At 67.0% G+C, this 16641-nt stretch carries 17 protein-coding genes; 8 read left to right on the top strand and 9 right to left on the bottom strand.

The features are described from left to right. The first annotated feature begins 186 nt into the window (after positions 1 to 186). A complete protein-coding gene (locus AC3A6P_RS28185; RefSeq protein WP_487695530.1) occupies positions 187 to 1149 on the top strand; it encodes a ferritin-like domain-containing protein in 963 nt (320 codons plus the stop codon). Positions 1150 to 1207: 58 nt separating this feature from the next. Here the strand turns inward: AC3A6P_RS28185 and AC3A6P_RS28180 are convergent, their stop codons facing one another. The 4 genes from AC3A6P_RS28180 to AC3A6P_RS28165 form a co-directional block, all read right to left on the bottom strand. Next, positions 1208 to 3283: an acyltransferase family protein gene (locus tag AC3A6P_RS28180; protein WP_487695529.1), complete on the bottom strand. Its 2076-nt coding sequence runs from the start codon at positions 3281 to 3283 to the stop codon at positions 1208 to 1210. 79 nt (positions 3284 to 3362) lie between these two features. After that, positions 3363 to 3992: an NlpC/P60 family peptidoglycan-binding protein RipD gene (gene ripD, locus AC3A6P_RS28175; protein ID WP_487695527.1), complete on the bottom strand. Its 630-nt coding sequence runs from the start codon at positions 3990 to 3992 to the stop codon at positions 3363 to 3365. 176 nt (positions 3993 to 4168) lie between these two features. After that, complete coding sequence (gene tpx, locus AC3A6P_RS28170; protein ID WP_487695525.1) at positions 4169 to 4663, bottom strand: thiol peroxidase; 495 nt, start codon at positions 4661 to 4663, stop codon at positions 4169 to 4171. A 47-nt stretch (positions 4664 to 4710) separates the two neighbouring features. Further along, positions 4711 to 5472 carry a hypothetical protein gene (locus AC3A6P_RS28165; protein WP_487695524.1) on the bottom strand — a complete coding sequence of 254 codons (762 nt, stop codon included), beginning with the start codon at positions 5470 to 5472 and terminating at the stop codon, positions 4711 to 4713. Positions 5473 to 5545: 73 nt separating this feature from the next. On the opposite strand from AC3A6P_RS28165, the gene AC3A6P_RS28160 reads away from it, so the two are divergent. Beyond that, the gene (locus AC3A6P_RS28160; protein ID WP_487695523.1) at positions 5546 to 5980 is read left to right on the top strand and encodes an MOSC domain-containing protein; all 435 of its coding nucleotides are present in this window, start codon (positions 5546 to 5548) and stop codon (positions 5978 to 5980) included. Here the strand turns inward: AC3A6P_RS28160 and AC3A6P_RS28155 are convergent. Then, positions 5977 to 7227, bottom strand: a complete 1251-nt coding sequence (locus tag AC3A6P_RS28155) for a cytochrome P450 (RefSeq protein WP_487695521.1) — start codon at positions 7225 to 7227, stop codon at positions 5977 to 5979. The genes AC3A6P_RS28160 and AC3A6P_RS28155 overlap by 4 nt on opposite strands. A gap of 257 nt (positions 7228 to 7484) precedes the next feature. Here AC3A6P_RS28155 and AC3A6P_RS28150 point away from each other — a divergent pair, with 257 nt between their 5' ends. Then, positions 7485 to 7688 (top strand): hypothetical protein, encoded by a 204-nt coding sequence (locus AC3A6P_RS28150; protein ID WP_487695520.1) that lies wholly within the window; start codon positions 7485 to 7487, stop codon positions 7686 to 7688. Positions 7689 to 7822: 134 nt separating this feature from the next. Continuing rightward, a complete protein-coding gene (gene tenA, locus AC3A6P_RS28145; protein WP_487695518.1) occupies positions 7823 to 8503 on the top strand; it encodes a thiaminase II in 681 nt (226 codons plus the stop codon). Here tenA and AC3A6P_RS28140 read toward each other — a convergent pair. Together AC3A6P_RS28140 and AC3A6P_RS28135 are read right to left on the bottom strand one after the other, a co-directional pair. Continuing rightward, the gene (locus AC3A6P_RS28140; protein WP_487695516.1) at positions 8476 to 9453 is read right to left on the bottom strand and encodes a GGDEF domain-containing protein; all 978 of its coding nucleotides are present in this window, start codon (positions 9451 to 9453) and stop codon (positions 8476 to 8478) included. The genes tenA and AC3A6P_RS28140 overlap by 28 nt on opposite strands. Positions 9454 to 9462: 9 nt before the next feature. Next, positions 9463 to 9945, bottom strand: a complete 483-nt coding sequence (locus AC3A6P_RS28135) for a hypothetical protein (RefSeq protein ID WP_487695515.1) — start codon at positions 9943 to 9945, stop codon at positions 9463 to 9465. 113 nt (positions 9946 to 10058) lie between these two features. On the opposite strand from AC3A6P_RS28135, the gene AC3A6P_RS28130 reads away from it, so the two are divergent. Beyond that, a complete protein-coding gene (locus AC3A6P_RS28130) occupies positions 10059 to 11747 on the top strand; it encodes a GGDEF domain-containing protein (RefSeq protein ID WP_487695513.1) in 1689 nt (562 codons plus the stop codon). Here the strand turns inward: AC3A6P_RS28130 and AC3A6P_RS28125 are convergent. Next, on the bottom strand, positions 11738 to 12169 hold the full coding sequence (locus AC3A6P_RS28125; protein ID WP_487695511.1) for a type II toxin-antitoxin system Rv0910 family toxin: 432 nt from the start codon (positions 12167 to 12169) through the stop codon (positions 11738 to 11740). The genes AC3A6P_RS28130 and AC3A6P_RS28125 overlap by 10 nt on opposite strands. Positions 12170 to 12281: 112 nt before the next feature. Between AC3A6P_RS28125 and AC3A6P_RS28120 the strand changes: the two genes are divergently transcribed. Together AC3A6P_RS28120 and katG are read left to right on the top strand one after the other, a co-directional pair. Next, positions 12282 to 12737: a Fur family transcriptional regulator gene (locus AC3A6P_RS28120; protein ID WP_487695509.1), complete on the top strand. Its 456-nt coding sequence runs from the start codon at positions 12282 to 12284 to the stop codon at positions 12735 to 12737. Between the two features lie 36 nt (positions 12738 to 12773). Further along, positions 12774 to 15002: a catalase/peroxidase HPI gene (gene katG / locus AC3A6P_RS28115; RefSeq protein ID WP_487695507.1), complete on the top strand. Its 2229-nt coding sequence runs from the start codon at positions 12774 to 12776 to the stop codon at positions 15000 to 15002. Positions 15003 to 15060: 58 nt separating this feature from the next. Here katG and AC3A6P_RS28110 read toward each other — a convergent pair whose 3' ends face one another. Continuing rightward, the gene (locus AC3A6P_RS28110; protein ID WP_487695506.1) at positions 15061 to 15309 is read right to left on the bottom strand and encodes a hypothetical protein; all 249 of its coding nucleotides are present in this window, start codon (positions 15307 to 15309) and stop codon (positions 15061 to 15063) included. Positions 15310 to 15427: 118 nt separating this feature from the next. Here AC3A6P_RS28110 and AC3A6P_RS28105 point away from each other — a divergent pair, with 118 nt between their 5' ends. Then, positions 15428 to 16567 (top strand): helix-turn-helix transcriptional regulator, encoded by a 1140-nt coding sequence (locus AC3A6P_RS28105; protein WP_487695505.1) that lies wholly within the window; start codon positions 15428 to 15430, stop codon positions 16565 to 16567. Positions 16568 to 16641: the final 74 nt, after the last annotated feature.

The raw sequence follows: 16641 nt of genomic DNA, 5'->3' as shown, positions 1-16641 counted from the left end.
TCCCGTACCCGCTATGGGCCCGGATATGCGTCAGTCGGACAAGACTCACAGTCTCTTGAAACGTGTTATCGCTTGGCCCGACCCGGGTAGCCACACAACACGCCCTGGTGACACTCACCGATATCACCGTGGTGCTTTCCCAAGAAACCCATGAACAATCAATGTTGAAGGGGTGTATTCCCAGAGATGACCACCACAGACAAGACCACACTGCTCGCTCAGCTCCGCACCGTGCTGGATCTGACCCACACCGAGATCCAGGTCGCCGAGACCCGCGTCGCGCAGGCCCGCACCGATGCCGTGCGGACGGAGCTGCAACAGAACGCCGAGAACGGCCGGATCCGGGCCGAGGCCATCGAGAAGGCCATCCGGGACCTGGGCGGCTTCCCTGACGTCGTCGGGCCCTTCCTGGGCCGCGCGGCCGCAGCCGTCAAGGCGCTGACCGAGCAGGCCGAGCCGTTCGACGAGGCGCTGCTCGGCGATCTCGCTCTCGAGGATCAGCTGCTGGACCGCTCGCGCTACATCAAGGCACTCGCGGTGGCCGCGAAGGAGCCTGAGGTCGCAGCACTGGCCGACCGTCTCATCACCGCCCACACCGCCACCGTCGAGTGGTTGACGACCGTGCTCGTCGAGGACGCTCTCGGCGGTCCGGCCGCCCTGCGGCGCACCCCCGTCCAGGCAGCCGCCGGTGTCGCGGTCAAGCTGGCGAATCTGCCGGTCACCTGGTCCTACCGCGGTGTCGACCGTGCGCTGGAAGCGCTGCGCTCCACCCGCCCGGCCATCGAGAACCTGCTCAGCCGTGGCGCCCACGCCGGTGAGGTCGCCGGCAAGGCCGCCGTCGCCGCCCGTGACGCCGCTCTGCTCAGCGCCGAGAAGACCACCCGCGGTGAAGGCGCAGGCGACGCCGCCGACGCCCTGCACCGGGTGCGTGCCAACGCCGGTGTGGTCGACCCGAGCGAGCTGCCGATCGCCGATTACGACGAGCTCAATCAGACCGACGCCATCGCGGCGGTCAAGGAACTCACCGATCCGTCCGATATCCGCGTGATCGTCGCCTACGAGGAGTCGCACAAGGAACGCTCTCGTGTGGTCTCGGCCGCGCAGACGCGTATCGCCGCGATCGCTCAGGAAGTGGTCGGCATCCGCTGATCCACCGCCTCAGGTGACACCCCCGCCCCCTCTGGTGGCGGGGGTGTTTCACGTCTGCTCACCACCAGCCCGTCGCCGCCGAGAGCTGCCGGGCCAGCTCGTCGGTCATCGATCGGACATAGGTCGCCGAGAGGTGATGCTCGTCGTGGTAGACCAGCACGTTGCCCTCCACGGCCCGGCACACCTCGGCACTGCACACCGCGTCGCTGAGATCCAACAGCGTCAGCAGCGGATAGCGGTCGTCGTAATCCAGGGCGGGGTTGCGGTCGTTGAGTGCCTCGCTGCGAGGCAGACCGCAACTGTCGGGATCGCCGCCGCTGGCCAGGCAGTCCGGCGGCGAGAACAGCGCACCGTCGCGGAACATCCAGGGCGTGTCCCGCAGACCGAGGATCGCGATCTGGTGTTCGGCGAACCGATCCCAGATACCCAGGTAATTGTCGGGAACGAAGTCCCCCGGGGCATCGGTGTACGGCCGTGTGGTCGTGGTGAAGACAAAATCGGGGCGGTCGGCGATCATGCTGTCCATCGCCTCGTCGATCCACGTGCGGCACTCCGGGTAGGGCTCCAGTGACCCGGCGATGATCGGCACCTCGGCAGTGGTCAGCGGACAACCCATCTTCAGATACGTCTTCACCCGGAAGGAATGCCGGAGGCCCAGCTCGTCGAGCGCGGTGATCCAGTGCTCCGAATGTGATCCGCCGGCCAGCGCGATGGTCCGGCGGGCGGTGCGATCACCGTAATCACAGGTCACCAGTTCGGTGCTGAGGAAATCAGCGATACACCCGTCGGTGCTGGTGACCGGCTGGTCCTCGCGGGCTTCCAGTACCGACGGACGCATCGGCAGCTTCGCGACGCGGGCGGCATCGACCAGGGCCCGCGCGCCGGGATAGTCACGGATCGGCAGAGTGGTCAGCTCGCTGCCGCCGGCTCGCACCACCTCGACGTGGTGGCGCCAGCCCATCGAGGTGGCAACCAGCGCCACGGTGGCCACGGCCACCACCGAGGCCACCAGGACCGTCCATCGATTCCGGCTCGCCGTCGGCTGCGCGTACACCGGTGCCGGCCGCGAGCTGGTCTCGCGCAGCGGTTGCTCGACGGCCCGCAACGTCAGCCAGGCCGCGGCCAGCGACACCGCTATGACCGCTGCCCCGTCCAGCAGTCCCGCGGACTCCCGGTCGGTGTGGGCCAGCCAGAAGATCAACAGAGGCCAGTGCCACAGATACAGCGCATAGGCCAGCGAACCGAGGGTGACCACCGCCGGAAGGCTCAGCCATCGCATCGGCCAGGGCTGCCGGGTGTCCCCGGCCACGCCGCCGCCGGCGAAGATGATCAGCAGCGTCGCGCCCACCGGCACCAGGGCCCAGCGTGCGGGGTATTCACGCACCCCGTCGATCAGCACCCCGCAGGACAGGATGGCGAGCACACCCACGGCCGCGGCACTGACCCGCAGCCAGGAGGGCCAGCGGATACCGCTGACCACCGCGGCGGCCAGCACCCCGGCCAGCGGCTCCCACGCCCGCGCGAACGTGTCGTAGTACGCGCTGGCCTGATCGGCGACATGGGCGAGGTTGGCGTAAACGAACGAGGCCAGTGCAGCGAGGCCCACGACGGTGATGACGAGGCGCCGCCACGGCACCACAGCCACGAACAGCAGCATCGCCAGGAAGAACTGCCCCTGCACCGACATCGACCACAGATGCTGCAGCGGACTGACCGACTCCCCGGCCCTCAGATAGTCGCTGGCCGTGTCGGCGAGCTGCCAGTTCTGGAAGTACCCGAGGCTGGCCAGCGTCTGTTCGGCGAATGTCTCCCAGCGGGTTTGCGGCTGGATCAGCACCGTGAGCGCGGCGCACCCGGCCAGCACGACAGCGAGCGCGGGCAGCAGGCGTCGCGCCAGCCGGCGGATCTCCTTCGGCAGCGACAGTCGCCCACCTTCGCCGGCGAGCCGCAACAACCGTCCGCCGAAGAAGAAGCCCGACAGTACGAGGAAGACGTCGACCCCGCCGGACACGCGGCCGAACCAGACGTGGAAGACCACCACCAAGGCGATCGCGACACCGCGCAGACCGTCGAGATCATGGCGGATCCGCCGGGTGTCGGCCGGCGCTGCTGGGTTCTGGGTCAGTGGCTGCAAACGTGTGAATCCTGCACCGTGTCGCAGGCCCTTTCGCGAGCCAGAGCATAGCGGCTCCGGGCCCAGAACCCGATTCAGCTCACCCGATGACGCGACCCAGGTACGGCGTCATGTCCGTGGTGCGGACCGGTGACACCGCCACGCCCTTGTCGCCGACCTCGACCATCTGACCGTTGCCGATGAACAAGGCCACGCTCTGGGTGCCGTCGGGCCCGTAGAACAACAGGTCGCCCGGCAACGCCTGGGCCGGAGCAACCTTGCGCACGGCCTGGTACTGCTCGCCGGAGGACCGCGGCATCTTGACTCCGACACCGCCGAATGCGTAGACGATCAGGCCCGAGGCGTCGAAGCCCACGACGTTTGCGGCGGGGTCAGGCAGCACCGCCGGCGCCGGTGTGGCGACCGGGGCGAGGGTCAGGCCGCCGAGGGCGGGAGGCACTGACACCACGGGCGCCGCGGCGTCGGTGACGACGGCAGCCGGGCGCGGTTCGCCGCGGGTGGGTCCGTCGGCGTTACCGCCGCCGTAGGTGAAGGGAACACCACGCGCTGACAGCGCACGCGAGATCACCACGTTGATGGCCTGCAGCTGCGCGTCGGTCCGTCCGAACGGATCGGCCGCGGCGATGCCCGCCCCCAGACCGAACCCGAGACCAACCGACGTCACCAACACCGCCAGGCTGCACACGACAGCGAAGACCCGCCTGCCCATTTCACCCTTTTCTTCCTGACCCGAGTCCGCCCCATGCTGGTGGCGCACTACCCTGCCACTACTTGTACAGCGAAACCCGCCTCCAGCTCCAATTCGCGCATGGCACAACATCAATGAGATGCCGTACCGTGACCGAACGGTTACTGCCGGAGACGGGTTTCGAAAGGGACCGGGGATCAGGAGAGAGCGGCCAGCGCGGCCTCGTAATCGGGTTCCTGACCGATCTCGGGCACCAGTTCGGTGTATGCCACCGTGCCGTCCGCGCCGATCACCACGACGGCGCGACCCAACAGCCCCGCCATGGGACCGTCGGTGATGGTGATGCCGTAGTCCTCGCCGAAGCTGTCGCGGAACGCCGAGGCGGTGGTGACGTTCTCGATGTCCTCTGCGCCGCAGAATCGCTTCTGCGCGAACGGCAGATCCTTCGACACGCAGAGCACAGACACGCCACTGGCGGCGGCACGCTCGTTGAACGTCCGCACACTGGCCGCGCACACGGGGGTGTCCACCGAGGGAAAGATGTTCAGCAGCACGGGCTTGCCCTGGAACTGGTCACTGGAGACCGCTCCGAGATCGGTTCCGGTCAGGCTGAAGGAAGGTGCCGCCGCGCCGACCGCGGGCAGTTCACCGACCGTGTTGATGGGGTTTCCTCGCAGAGTTATCTGTGCCATGCGCCTAGTCTGCCAAGGCGACGGTGCAGTGTCTCAGGCAGGTGGCGCTACCTGCGTCGCTGCCGCACTTTGTAGGTTGCCGGCCAGGACTGGCGTGAGTCGTCGCCCACCAGCGGCAGCCCCGACCCGCCCACCTTGACGTCGTAGGCCTCCTCCCCCGCGCCCACCTCTTTGTTCACGTGTTCGCCGGCCAGGTAGTACAGCTCGTCGATGGCGGCTTCGCTGTAGGCCACGAACGTGGTCTTGCGCCGCACGTCACTGGCCGCTTCGGCCAGGCGTTCCGGCTGGATGCGGGTCGCGAAGACCGCCGCCACCAGCACCACCATCGGGATCACCCAGTAACAGGTGTAGGCCAGTGCACCTTCGGCACCGCTGATCGGCGGGATGGCCGCCGACACTGTCATGACCGCGAAGGCACCCACCCAGATCCAGGTCAGCGTCGCAGTGGTGCGCAGGAAGGACGCCGCCTCCACGACGTGCGCCGGCTGGCCCGCCGCCGCGAACTCCCGGACGAACGGCTCTCCCAACGCGACGCCCGCCAGGGTGGTCGCCAGGATCCCGACGAAGCTGACAGCCAGCGACCACTGCTGCCACACGGGCTCGCTGAGCGCCACCGCCAGGATGGTCACCACCAAGAATGTTGCGACAGCACCGATTTCGAGTGAACGCCCGGGCGCGTTCTGGTACCGGCCGACAGCGGTGGCGGCCACGGCCGCCACCAGGGCGATGAGGGCGGCGACGACAGGCGGGACGTTGCCGACGAGAACCCAGTAGACGATCCAGGGGGCGAAACCGAACACGATGGCCACGAGGGTCAGTGTAGGGGGTTTCCAACGGCGTTACTGTAGGACCGACGGCAAGCCGTCCCCCTACCCTGGGATCGTGCAGGTGCTCTCGATACACATCGCCAAGGGCAGGCAGCTGCCCACCCGCTCAGTCGAGGCCGTCGCCGCCGAGGCGGGCAAAGGCCTGGTCGGCGATCGATACCACGGAACCCGGCATCGTCATGTCACCATCCAGTCGCAGGAGCTGCTCGACGCCGCCGCGCAGGACCTGGGGCATCCGTTCGATGCGGGCGCGACGCGCCGCAACATCACCGTCGATGCCGGTGAGATCCCCACCAAGCCGGGAACCCGACTGCGAATCGGCGGCGTGGAGCTGGAGGTGGTCCGGCTGTCGGCGCCCTGCCGCCTCCTCGACGACGGAATCGGTCCCGGCGCCGCGGCGGCTTTGCGACGCCGGGGTGGCTCCGTGTGCCGTCTCATGACGTCCGGGACCATCCGGGTCGGCGACGCGGTGCTGATCGAGTCGCTCTAGATGAGCACCGGCAACTCGGCCAGACCGCGCAGAGTCACGTTGGGTTTGTAACGCGGATCGCCCCCGAGCCGCGCGTTCGGGAACCGCGCCGTCACCGCCGTCAACGCCGCCGATGCTTCCAGCCGCACCAGCGGCGCACCCAGACAGAAATGTGTGCCCCGCCCGAATGCCAGGTGGCGGGGGGTATTTCGGTCGGGGTCGAACCGTTCCGGGTCGTCGTTGGCGGCCGGATCACGATGCGCCGCCGCCAGCAGCAGGATCATGGTGTCGCCCTGGGGCACCTGCGTCTTCCCGATCACGATGTCCTCAGCGGCAATACGGCCCAACAGCTGTGCCGGCGCCTCGTATCGCAGCGTCTCTTCGATCACCCTGGGCGCCCGGCGAGCATCGGCGCCCAGTGCCGCCCACTGCTGCGGATGCTGCAGCATCGCCAGGACCGCGTGGGCGATCAGACTGACCGTGGATTCGTGCCCGGCGATCAACAGTAGGTTGCAGGTCGAGATGATCTCGTCCTCGGTGAGCTGGTCACCGGTTTGTTCCACGGCGATGAGCGCCGAGATCAGGTCGTCACCCGGATCGCCCCGCCTGGCGGCGATGAGGTCCCGGAAGTAACGACGCAACCACTTCCCCGCCTCGATGCGTTCGTCGAATCCCTCTGGTACGGCACCGGTGGCGGCCAGGAACGGATCCACCGTCTGCCCCAACAACGTAGAGGCCCGGCCGAACTGCGGCTCGTCTTCCACGGGGACCCCCAGCAGCTTGCAGATCACCCCCACGGCCAGCGGATACGCCAGATCGGCGATGGCGTCGAAGTGGCCGCGTTCTTCGGCGGCGTCGAGCAGGCGCCCGACGAGTGCCGTGATGTCGGGGGCCAGTTCATTGATCACCTTGGGCACGAACGCCTTGCTGACCAGCGTGCGCAGCCGCGTGTGGTCCGGTGGATCGAGGAACAGGAACGCCGGCGCCCGCCGCCGATCCACCAGACCGGCCAACCCGAACGGCCGGGGCGACTCGCCGGCGGCGATCTGCCGTTGCGCCAGCGTCGACTTGAGCCGGTCGCTGGCCGAAGCCGGATGACGAAGGGCGGCATCACAGTCCGCGAACGACGAGAAGACCGAGAGATTCACCTCGGGCAGCCGAATCGGCCCGCACTCACGCAGCGCGCGATAGTGCGGATACGGATCGGTCCGGTTCTCCGGGGAGAGCGCCGCCCCCAGCAGCGCATGCGATGAGGTCGCGGTCACCATGCCTTCATTCTGCCGACACCGTGTGGCGCAACCGGAGGAACACCGCTTCCAGAACCACGGCACGACCTACGTGCCGGGCCGTTGCCCGCGAGGCGGCGTCGAGCCGGTCGATGGTTCCCACCAGCAATGCTTGCCGATCGCCGGCCCGGTGCTGCGCCCGGTGCGCCCGCGCCGAGGCGGCATATCCGTAACCGCCGCACCGTGTGGTCGAGCCGGGTCCAGCTCGGGCCGAACTGCGCGTCCAGATCGGTGAAGCTGTGGCAGACGATCTCGACGAACGGCCGGGTGATATCGCGGCCGTAGAATCGGATGCCGCCGGGCAGCGAAACTTCAGCGCTGAACCTACGCGCGAACTCGGCGTCGTCCACGCGATCGAACTCCGCCGACAACCACTGCGCCACCCGACGAAAATCGTTGTCGCCGAACCATTCACCGGAGAGCGCAAGCCTGCTCTGCAGTGACGGCCAACGCACCGGATGCGATCGCGCCGTCGGCGGTTCGGGCCTCACACTGGCACTGTAACGGAAATGCTTGCCAGCGTGGGGCTTTCACATCAGCACGGGGCGTCGGATCGCGGTGCAGTACAGTGTCTTCGGTGACAGTACCGAGCGGGGACAACTGGTCAGCGCAACTGTGGCGGGAAACCACATCGATCTTCGACGCCATCATCCGCCATCCGTTCATCACCGGTCTCACCGACGGCACGCTGGAAGAAGATGTCTTCGCCCACTACGTCGCACAGGATGTGCACTACCTGCGCGACTACGCCCGCACGTTGGCGCTGCTGGGTGCCACCTGCCCGACACTGGCCGATACCGCGATGTTCGCCAAACACGCCGCCGGTGTGGTGGAGGACGAACTGGCGCTACACGCCAGCCTGCTGCCGGAACTGGGGCTGGATCCGGCCACCATCGCCGCAACGCCGGTGACCCCCACCACCGTCGCCTACACGAGTTATCTGCTGGCGACCACCTATTCGGGGACGTTCGCCGAGGGGCTGGCCGCGATCGTGCCCTGCTACTGGATCTACGCCGAGGTCGGCAAGCACCTGGTGCAGCAGGGGTCCCCGGATCCGCGGTTCCAGCGCTGGATCGACACCTACGCCGGTGAGGAATTTGCCGCCAGCGTCAACGAAGTCCTCGAACTCGTCGACAGGGTGGGGGCCGACCTCGATCCCGGGGTGGAAACCCGGGCCCGGATGCACTTCACGACCACCGCACGCTACGAGTGGATGTTCTTCGACGCGTCCTACCGGCGGGAGGTCTGGCCGGTCTGATCCTTGCGGCTCCGCTTGCGCTGATACAGGTCTGCGTCGGCGGCGTCGAAGAGCCCGGCCAGTGACTCGGCGTCGGGATGGCCGGCCGCCACCCCGTAGGACACGTCCACCAGATGCCCGTCGACGAGCCGCGCCGCCAACTCCCGGGCCGCCGGTTCCTCGCAGCCGGGGAGGATGACCACGAATTCGTCACCGCCGAGCCTGCCGAACACCGCGGACTTCGGCAGCCGGCTCAGCACGAGGTGGGAGAAATCGCCCAGCGCGGCGTCGCCGGCAGCGTGTCCGTCGCGGTCGTTGACCCGTTTGAAGTCGTCGAAATCCAAGACGACCACGGCCACCGATTCTGCGCGCCGCCTGGCTTGTGCCAGCACGCGTTTGGCCTGCCCGTCGACGCCGGCGCGGTTCCACACCGAGGTCAGCGGATCGCGCAGCGCCGCATTCAGAAGCGCCGAATTCGCCATGCCGAACACCTCGGCCCCACCCAGGATGGAAGCCCCGAACAGGATCAACCACAGTGGCGGTACGGGTGCCGGCGCGGCCAGCAGCCCCACCATCGCACCCAGCCAGATGACCACCGCCCCGGTGCGTGCCACCGCTGGGCGGTGCCAGGTGCGCACGAAGACGGCGGCGCAAACCAGTGGCACCACCGCCCAGGTCTGGGCGGTCAGCTGTTGGTGGAACAACAGCGCCACCGACGGAGCCGTGCATCCACAGGTCAGCGCGGCGACGTACTGCCACGGGCGGGTATCGGCGGGAATGCAGCACAACAACCCCAGCACGCACAGTCCGACGGCCAGGACTTCGCCGCGAGCATCGGTGCGGGGTGTGTCGATCAGGTAGGACTGGACGATTCCGAGCGTGTACATGAAGCACAGCAGCGCCAGATATCCGGTCAGCATGCGTCGCCGCAACCGTGCGTCGAGAGTGCCGACCCTCTCTGCGTGATTCACTCCGCAAGGTTAAGGTGCCGCACCCGTCAACGGGGTCCGCCGGTAGACGATGTCGAAATCCGTCGACCAGCTGCGGCCGTCCGGCGAGGCGTCCCAGCGTCCGACGATGGTGTCCCCGTCACCGCCGAACGTGGCCTCGAACCGTTGATGAAAGTCGGCTCCCGCCCGGGCAGCCAAAGTCCAGCGCCGGCCGTCGAAGTCCATCGAATACCGGCGGCCGACGCCGCGGGAGTCGGTGTAGAGCATGGTGAATTCGCCGGAGTGGTCGTCTCGACCAAGTACCGCCTCCACCCAGCGTGGTGCGGCACCGGACCATTCCGGGGCCAGGTGCGTCGGCGGATCGGTCCGCTGCATGACGAGGCCGCCCTGTCCCAGCGGCTGGAACGACGTGAGCGCGACGAGCATCGTTCGGTCGCCGATCCGCGCGGTCTGGCGCCACTGCCCGAGAAGGGGCTTCAGCGCCTCGGTCAGGGTCTTCGGTGTCCGGTCCATACTCATACCGACCCCGCCGAGAACCCAGAATCATCACGAAGTGCACGACACGCTCCCGGCAACAGTCCGTACAGTCGAGCAAAGAAAGTGCAGGCCGGGTACGCGGGGTGGAGATGACGGAGATGTCGCGGTTGCGCCGTCGGGACCTCACCGACACCGCCGCCTTCCCCGGCGCCCTCGATCCCACTGTGACACCGACGTTGGCCGATCTGCTGGACGCGGCAGACACCGACCAGGTTCATGTGCTCCGGGCGCTCCTGCACATGTCCCAGGCGGTGTTGTGCGCTCGGTATTTCGATGAGGTTCTGGAGGCCATCGCCTTTCACACCTTGACCGCCCTGGACGCCGCATCGGTGTCGATCAGTCGGTGGGAACGCGCGGAGGATGTCCTGCGCACATTGATCAACGCCGGCGATCTGGGCCCCGGGGAAGAACGATGGCCGGAGGATGAGACCTATCCGGTCGACGACGACCGTCGAGTCATGCGGCTGCTGCGGCAGGGCCACCCCTACGTCAATTCGATCGACGACCTGCCGCCCGATCCATCGTCACTGCTGCCTCGGGTCGAGAAGGAGAGTGAACTCGCCGTACCGGTGATGTACAACGACATCATGTGGGGTGAGCTGTGGGTCACCGGCACCGACGGCAGGCGTTTCGGGCCCGATGACATACAGGTCCTCCAGGCGATCGCCGCCCACATGGCGGTTGCGGTCGGGCGCTCGCAGCTGTTCAGCGCCGTGTGGCGCCAGGCCTTCGAGGATCCGCTGACCGGTTTGGCCAACCGCCGCGGGCTCGACGACTATTTCGGGAATCTCGACATCGACGCCGCACAGCCGGCGGTCCTGCTGTGCGATCTCGATTCTTTCAAGGAGATCAACGATCGGCGAGGACATCCCGCCGGTGACCTCCTGCTTCGCCAGGTCGCCGATGCGCTGAGCGAAATCGCCGCTACGACAACAGGTTCGCTGGTGGCACGACTCGGCGGTGACGAGTTCTGCACCGTGTTGCCGAGCGCCACGGGGCCCGACGCAGAACGCTTCGCCCGCGCGGCCAGCCGGTTGATCGGCGAGCGGACCGCAGGCCAGGTCTCGCTGAGTTGGGGCGTGGCGGTGTTCGAGCCGCATACCAGCACCGGACCGGCGCTGGTCAACCTCGCTGATGCGGCGTTGCTCGACGCCAAGAGGCTGGGCCCCGGCCGGCTCCGAAACGGTTCGGCGGAACCGGTCGAGGCGCACAACGACGTTGGCCGAAGAGCGGGCGATACACCGGTGTCGCATCGTTTGGCACATCTTCTCCCCCATGCTGTCCGGGCGCTCGACCAGCGTCGGCCCACCGACATCGCGGACGCCTTGGAGGTGGCCGCGGTGCAGATCTGCAACGCCATTGACGCTGCGGCCTGGTCGATCTCGCTGACCACCGAAGACGGCACGGGGGTGTGGTCGCTGCGGGGTGTGCGCAGCTCCCGGGACGGCGCGTCCGGCTTACGGGTGCTGACCCCGGCGCGCGGAACGGTGTACCCGCTGTCCGATTTCCCGTCGACGGCGCGGGCCATCGCCACCGGTGAGCCGTATCTGGCCGCCGCGGACGGTGACGGTGGCGATCCCACCGAGTTGGCCTTGCTCGCCGAGATGGGCTATCGCGGCGTACTGGGAGTGGCTGCCGGAGAGCACCGCAGGTACCTGCTGGAGATCTACTCCGATGTCGGTCACGAACCGCTGGCGGCGGTGGCGCCCTACGCTCGCGTGCTGGCGAATCATTGCGCCGCCATCACGCGGCACAGCGCGCCTTCTGCTCAGGCGTAGCGCTTCTCGAATTCCTGGATCGACCGGTCGATATCGCCTTTGACGGCGCGCGCTGCCACGGAGCCGATGGGACCGAACAGCGGTGGGCCGCCGAGATTGATGGTGACCGCGAAGGCGCACCCCGATGTGGTGGGCGACACCTTCATCGTCAGACCGTACTTGGTGCCACCGACGCCTTTGCCTTCGACCTCCAGCAACTGCGGAGGTTCGAACTTCTTCACCGTCCAGGTGACCCTGTTTCGCATGCCCTTGGCGCCGGCGACCCCGACTATCGTTGTGCCGACCCCGATTTCGTCAGGGATCTCGCTGCGCCACCCCTCGTGCATCACCAGCCAGTCGCCCAGTGAACGCAGATCTGAGGCGTGCTCCCATGCTTCATCCGGGCTCAACGTCAGCTCACGCGACAACTCGAGTTTCGCCATTGCCGGATCGTACTGGTTACAGCCGTGACCAGGAGTGGCTACCACAGGCATTCCCGATTTTGTCCGCGACAAGTCTTGACTCATTCCAGAAAAGGGGGGCATAGTGGCGGATGTGAGCCCGAAGACGGATTACGCGGAGCAGCTGAGGACAGCTGACCTCCGGGTGACCCGGCCCCGGGTCGCGGTGCTCGAGGCGGTGAATGCGCACCCGCATGCTGATACCGAGTCGATCTTCGGCTCCGTACGCGCATCACTTCCCGAGGTGTCCAGGCAGGCCGTGTACGACGTACTCAACGCCCTGACCGCAGCGGGACTGGTACGCAGGATCCAGCCCTCCGGTTCCGTGGCCCGCTACGAGTCCCGGGTCAATGACAACCACCATCACGTGGTGTGCCGCTCGTGCGGGGTCATCGCCGACGTCGACTGCGCCGTCGGGGATGCGCCGTGCCTTACCGCCTCAGATGACCAAGGTCTTCTGGAGGGCTTCGCCATCGACGAAGCCGAAGTCATCTACTGGGGCTTGTGCCCCGACTGTGCAGCACCTGTTTCACCAGTTCGAAGTTCCTGATCACATCCACGTGATCGCAGCCCTGAAAGGAATCTCGTGTCCTCTGATACCTCCGATGCGCGCCCTCCGCACTCGGATGCCGAGACCAGCAGCCACAGCGAGTCCGAGAACCCGATCATCGACTCGCCCACACCCAAGGCGCACGCCCCGCTGACCAACAAGGACTGGTGGCCCGAGCAGGTCGACGTCTCGGTGCTGCACAAGCAGTCATCGAAGGGCAACCCGTTCGGTGAGGCCTTCGACTACGCCGCGGAATTCGCCAAGCTGGACGTCGAGGCGTTCAAGGCCGACGTCATCAACGTCATCCAGACCTCGCAGGACTGGTGGCCCGCTGACTACGGCAACTACGCCGGCCTGTTCATCCGGATGAGCTGGCACGCTGCCGGCACCTACCGCATCTTCGACGGCCGCGGCGGTGCCGGTCAGGGCGCACAGCGCTTCGCGCCGTTGAACAGCTGGCCGGACAACGCCAACCTCGACAAGGCGCGCCGGCTGCTGTGGCCGATCAAGCGGAAGTACGGCAACAAGATCTCCTGGGCCGACCTCATCGCCTACGCCGGCAACGCCGCGCTCGAGCAGTCCGGGTTCAAGACCGCCGGCTTCGCATTCGGTCGCGAGGACATCTACGAGCCCGAAGAGATCTTGTTCGGCCAGGAAGACACCTGGTTGGGCACCGACAAGCGCTACGGCGGCACCAACGACTCCGATCGCACCCTTGCCGAGCCGTTCGGCGCCACCACGATGGGCCTGATCTACGTCAATCCCGAAGGCCCGGAGGGTAAGCCGGATCCGCTGGCCGCCGCGCACGACATCCGCGAGACGTTCGGCCGGATGGCGATGAACGACGAGGAGACCGCGGCACTGATCGTCGGTGGCCACACCCTCGGCAAGACGCACGGTGCCGCCGACGTCAACGTCGGCCCGGAGCCCGAGGGCGCACCGATCGAGCAGCAGGGCCTGGGCTGGAAGTGCCCGTTCGGTTCCGGCAACGCCAACGACACCGTGACCAGCGGCCTCGAGGTGATCTGGACCGGCACCAACAGCGAATGGAGCAACCGTTACCTGGAGATCCTCTACGGCAACGAGTGGGAACTGACCAAGAGCCCCGCGGGCGCCTGGCAGTTCGAGGCCAAGGACGCCGAGGCCACCATTCCCGATCCGTTCGGCGGCCCGCCGCGTAAGCCCACCATGCTCGTCACGGATGTCTCGATGCGTGTCGATCCCATCTACGGCGAGATCACCCGGCGCTGGCTCGACCATCCCGAGGAGATGGACGAGGCCTTCGCCAAGGCCTGGTACAAGCTGCTGCACCGCGATCTGGGTCCGATCAGCCGCTACCTCGGCCCCTGGGTGGCCGAGCCGCAGCTGTGGCAGGACCCGGTACCGGCGGTCGAAGGCGAGCTGATCTCGGACGCCGACGTGGCAACGCTCAAGGCCAAGGTCCTCGAGTCTGGTCTGTCAGTACAGCAGCTGGTCAAGACCGCGTGGGCCTCGGCTTCGAGCTTCCGCGGCACCGACAAGCGCGGTGGCGCCAACGGTGCCCGGCTGCGGTTGGAGCCGCAGAAGAACTGGGAGGTCAACGAGCCCTCCGAGCTGGCCAAGGTGCTGCCGGTGCTGGAGAAGATCCAGCAGGAGTCCGGCACGACTGTCTCCCTGGCCGACCTGATCGTCATCGCGGGCAACGCCGCTGTCGAGAAGGCCGCCAAGGACGGCGGGTTCGACATCACCGTGCCGTTCAACCCGGGTCGCACCGATGCCACCCAGGAAGAAACCGACGTGGAGTCGTTTGCGGTGCTGGAACCGCAGGCCGACGGCTTCCGTAGCTTCGCGAAGGCGGGCGAGAAGGCCCCACTGGAGCAGCTGCTGATCGACAAGGCGTACTTCCTGGACCTGACCGCTCCGGAGCTGACCGTGCTGATCGGTGGCCTGCGCGCCATCGGCGCCAACCACGGCGGCAGCAAGCACGGCGTGTTCACCGACAATCCCGGTGTGCTGTCCAACGATTTCTTCGTCAACCTGCTGGACATGGGGACGAAGTGGAAGTCGGCGGAGACCGGCGAGAACGTCTACGAGGGTGTGGACCGTGCGACGGGTCAGCCGAAGTGGACGGCCACCGCCAACGACCTGGTGTTCGGCTCCAATTCGGTGCTGCGGGCACTGGCTGAGGTGTACGCCCAGGACGACAACAAAGAGAAGTTCGTCAACGATTTCGTCAAGGCGTGGGTCAAGGTCGCCGAGAACGATCGGTTCGACCTCAAGAAGTAGTCCTACCTCGTCTGGAGGCGGCGCCCCGCGGGCTTTTCGCTCGCGGGGCGCCGCTCATTCATAGGTGTGTCATCTCCCGCATCAACCGGGAGGACTCGAGGTAGCTGGGATGCAGCGGCGGGTAGTGCACATGCGGCTCCGGCAGGGAATGCGGAATGTGTGCCAGCGCCGACGAGATGGACAACCGCAGATGGTGCGGGTGGGTGGGCGACGAGTGGCTCATCGCCTGTTGTTCGGCGTCCGGTACCGGTGCCGGCGTGGGTTGAAGACCGGCTGCCACGCTACGTCCCCAGGGCAAGAGCGACATGATGACTTCCTCTCGATCTCGCTGCGACACACCGACTTTGAACCGCAGACATCGATTCAAAGTCGGTGTTTCGACCACTTCCACAGAACCATTACGGCCGCCGGAAAACCTCATCAAGATGGATGAGATCGGACTAGGCTGCGACCGGGTCACGGAGGACGGTTCACATGCCATGGTCTCGATCGAGGAATACTCGCGCCTAGTTTCAGGCATCTACACGGCGGCGGTGGCTCCCCAGTACTGGGAACAGGCCCTCCGCGAATTACACCGGACCCTCGGCGGAATATCTGCCGCGCTGTGCATCCCGACCGGACCCGTGTGGTCGATCGAGAACTCCAATCTGCCCGAGGACGCCGCGCGCAGTTATGCCGAGTACTACAACCGCCTCGACATCGTGCTCGACGCGGTGCAGGCCGGGCCGGTGGGCGAGGTCAGGACGGGACGCGAACTCATCGCCCCCGTGCACAACACCGAGTTCTACACCGGATGGATGAAGCCGAATCGGTTGGAAGACGGGCTGTTCGTCCGGCTCACGCCCGGCACCCAACCGACGTGCCTCGTCGTCGCCTCCCCCAGGTCGTTCGGCACGGCGGAACGGGTCAAGGTGCTCGGTGAACTGGTCCCGCACCTGCAGCAGGCCATGCGCATCAAGGACAAGATCGCCGTCCTGACCGGCGAATTGGCCGGATTGGTGGGCGCTTTGGAGATCATTCGGCACGGCATCATGACGGTGAGCGCCGATCGCGTTGTGCTGCAGGCTAATTCGGCAGCCGAGAAAATCCTGGCCGAAGGCGACGGCCTGACGGTGCGCAGCGGTCGCGTGACGACGTGCCACACCCGCAGCGCGGCCGAACTCCACGCCGCGCTGGCTGCCGCGGCCATCGGCGACGACGCCGGTGTCCGTGTCGGACAGTCGTTCACATGCACCCGGCCGTCGGGCAGGCGCCCGTACGTGTTGCACGTGATACCCGCGAATTCGACCGAGGCTTGCGCGCGGGGGGCGGCGCTGATGCTCGTCATCGACCCCGAGGACGAACCCGACCCCACCGCGGTGGTGCTACGGCGGCTCTACCACCTGACCCACGCAGAAGCCGATGTGGCGCTGCACATCATGCGCGGGGCCGACCTCCGGCAGATCTCGGCGATACTCGGAGTATCGCTGACCACCGTCCGAACTCATCTGCAGCACATCTTCGACAAGACCGACACCCATCGGCAGGCGGAACTGGTCCACCTACTCCACGTCGTGGACCCATGAGCGCAAGGGTTTGCCGACAGCGGCCCTGCCGACGTCGCGCGCCGCACCCGCGCTGATCTTTGCTGGGCGGCTGC

The organism is Mycobacterium sp. Soil_C_30 (assembly GCF_057656995.1).
Note: the sequence above shows the minus strand (reverse complement) of the source record. Positions and strands in the feature narration are given on the sequence as shown.

Coding starts and splice junctions, on each gene's coding strand:
- AC3A6P_RS28130 (WP_487695513.1), top strand. CDS start 10,059: ATGACGGAGATGTCGCGGTTGCGCCGTCGGGACCTCACCGACACCGCC.
- AC3A6P_RS28135 (WP_487695515.1), bottom strand. CDS start 9,945: ATGGACCGGACACCGAAGACCCTGACCGAGGCGCTGAAGCCCCTTCTC.
- AC3A6P_RS28110 (WP_487695506.1), bottom strand. CDS start 15,309: ATGTCGCTCTTGCCCTGGGGACGTAGCGTGGCAGCCGGTCTTCAACCC.
- ripD (WP_487695527.1), bottom strand. CDS start 3,992: ATGGGCAGGCGGGTCTTCGCTGTCGTGTGCAGCCTGGCGGTGTTGGTG.
- AC3A6P_RS28105 (WP_487695505.1), top strand. CDS start 15,428: ATGGATGAGATCGGACTAGGCTGCGACCGGGTCACGGAGGACGGTTCA.
- AC3A6P_RS28125 (WP_487695511.1), bottom strand. CDS start 12,169: ATGGCGAAACTCGAGTTGTCGCGTGAGCTGACGTTGAGCCCGGATGAA.
- tpx (WP_487695525.1), bottom strand. CDS start 4,663: ATGGCACAGATAACTCTGCGAGGAAACCCCATCAACACGGTCGGTGAA.
- AC3A6P_RS28155 (WP_487695521.1), bottom strand. CDS start 7,227: ATGGTGACCGCGACCTCATCGCATGCGCTGCTGGGGGCGGCGCTCTCC.
- AC3A6P_RS28185 (WP_487695530.1), top strand. CDS start 187: ATGACCACCACAGACAAGACCACACTGCTCGCTCAGCTCCGCACCGTG.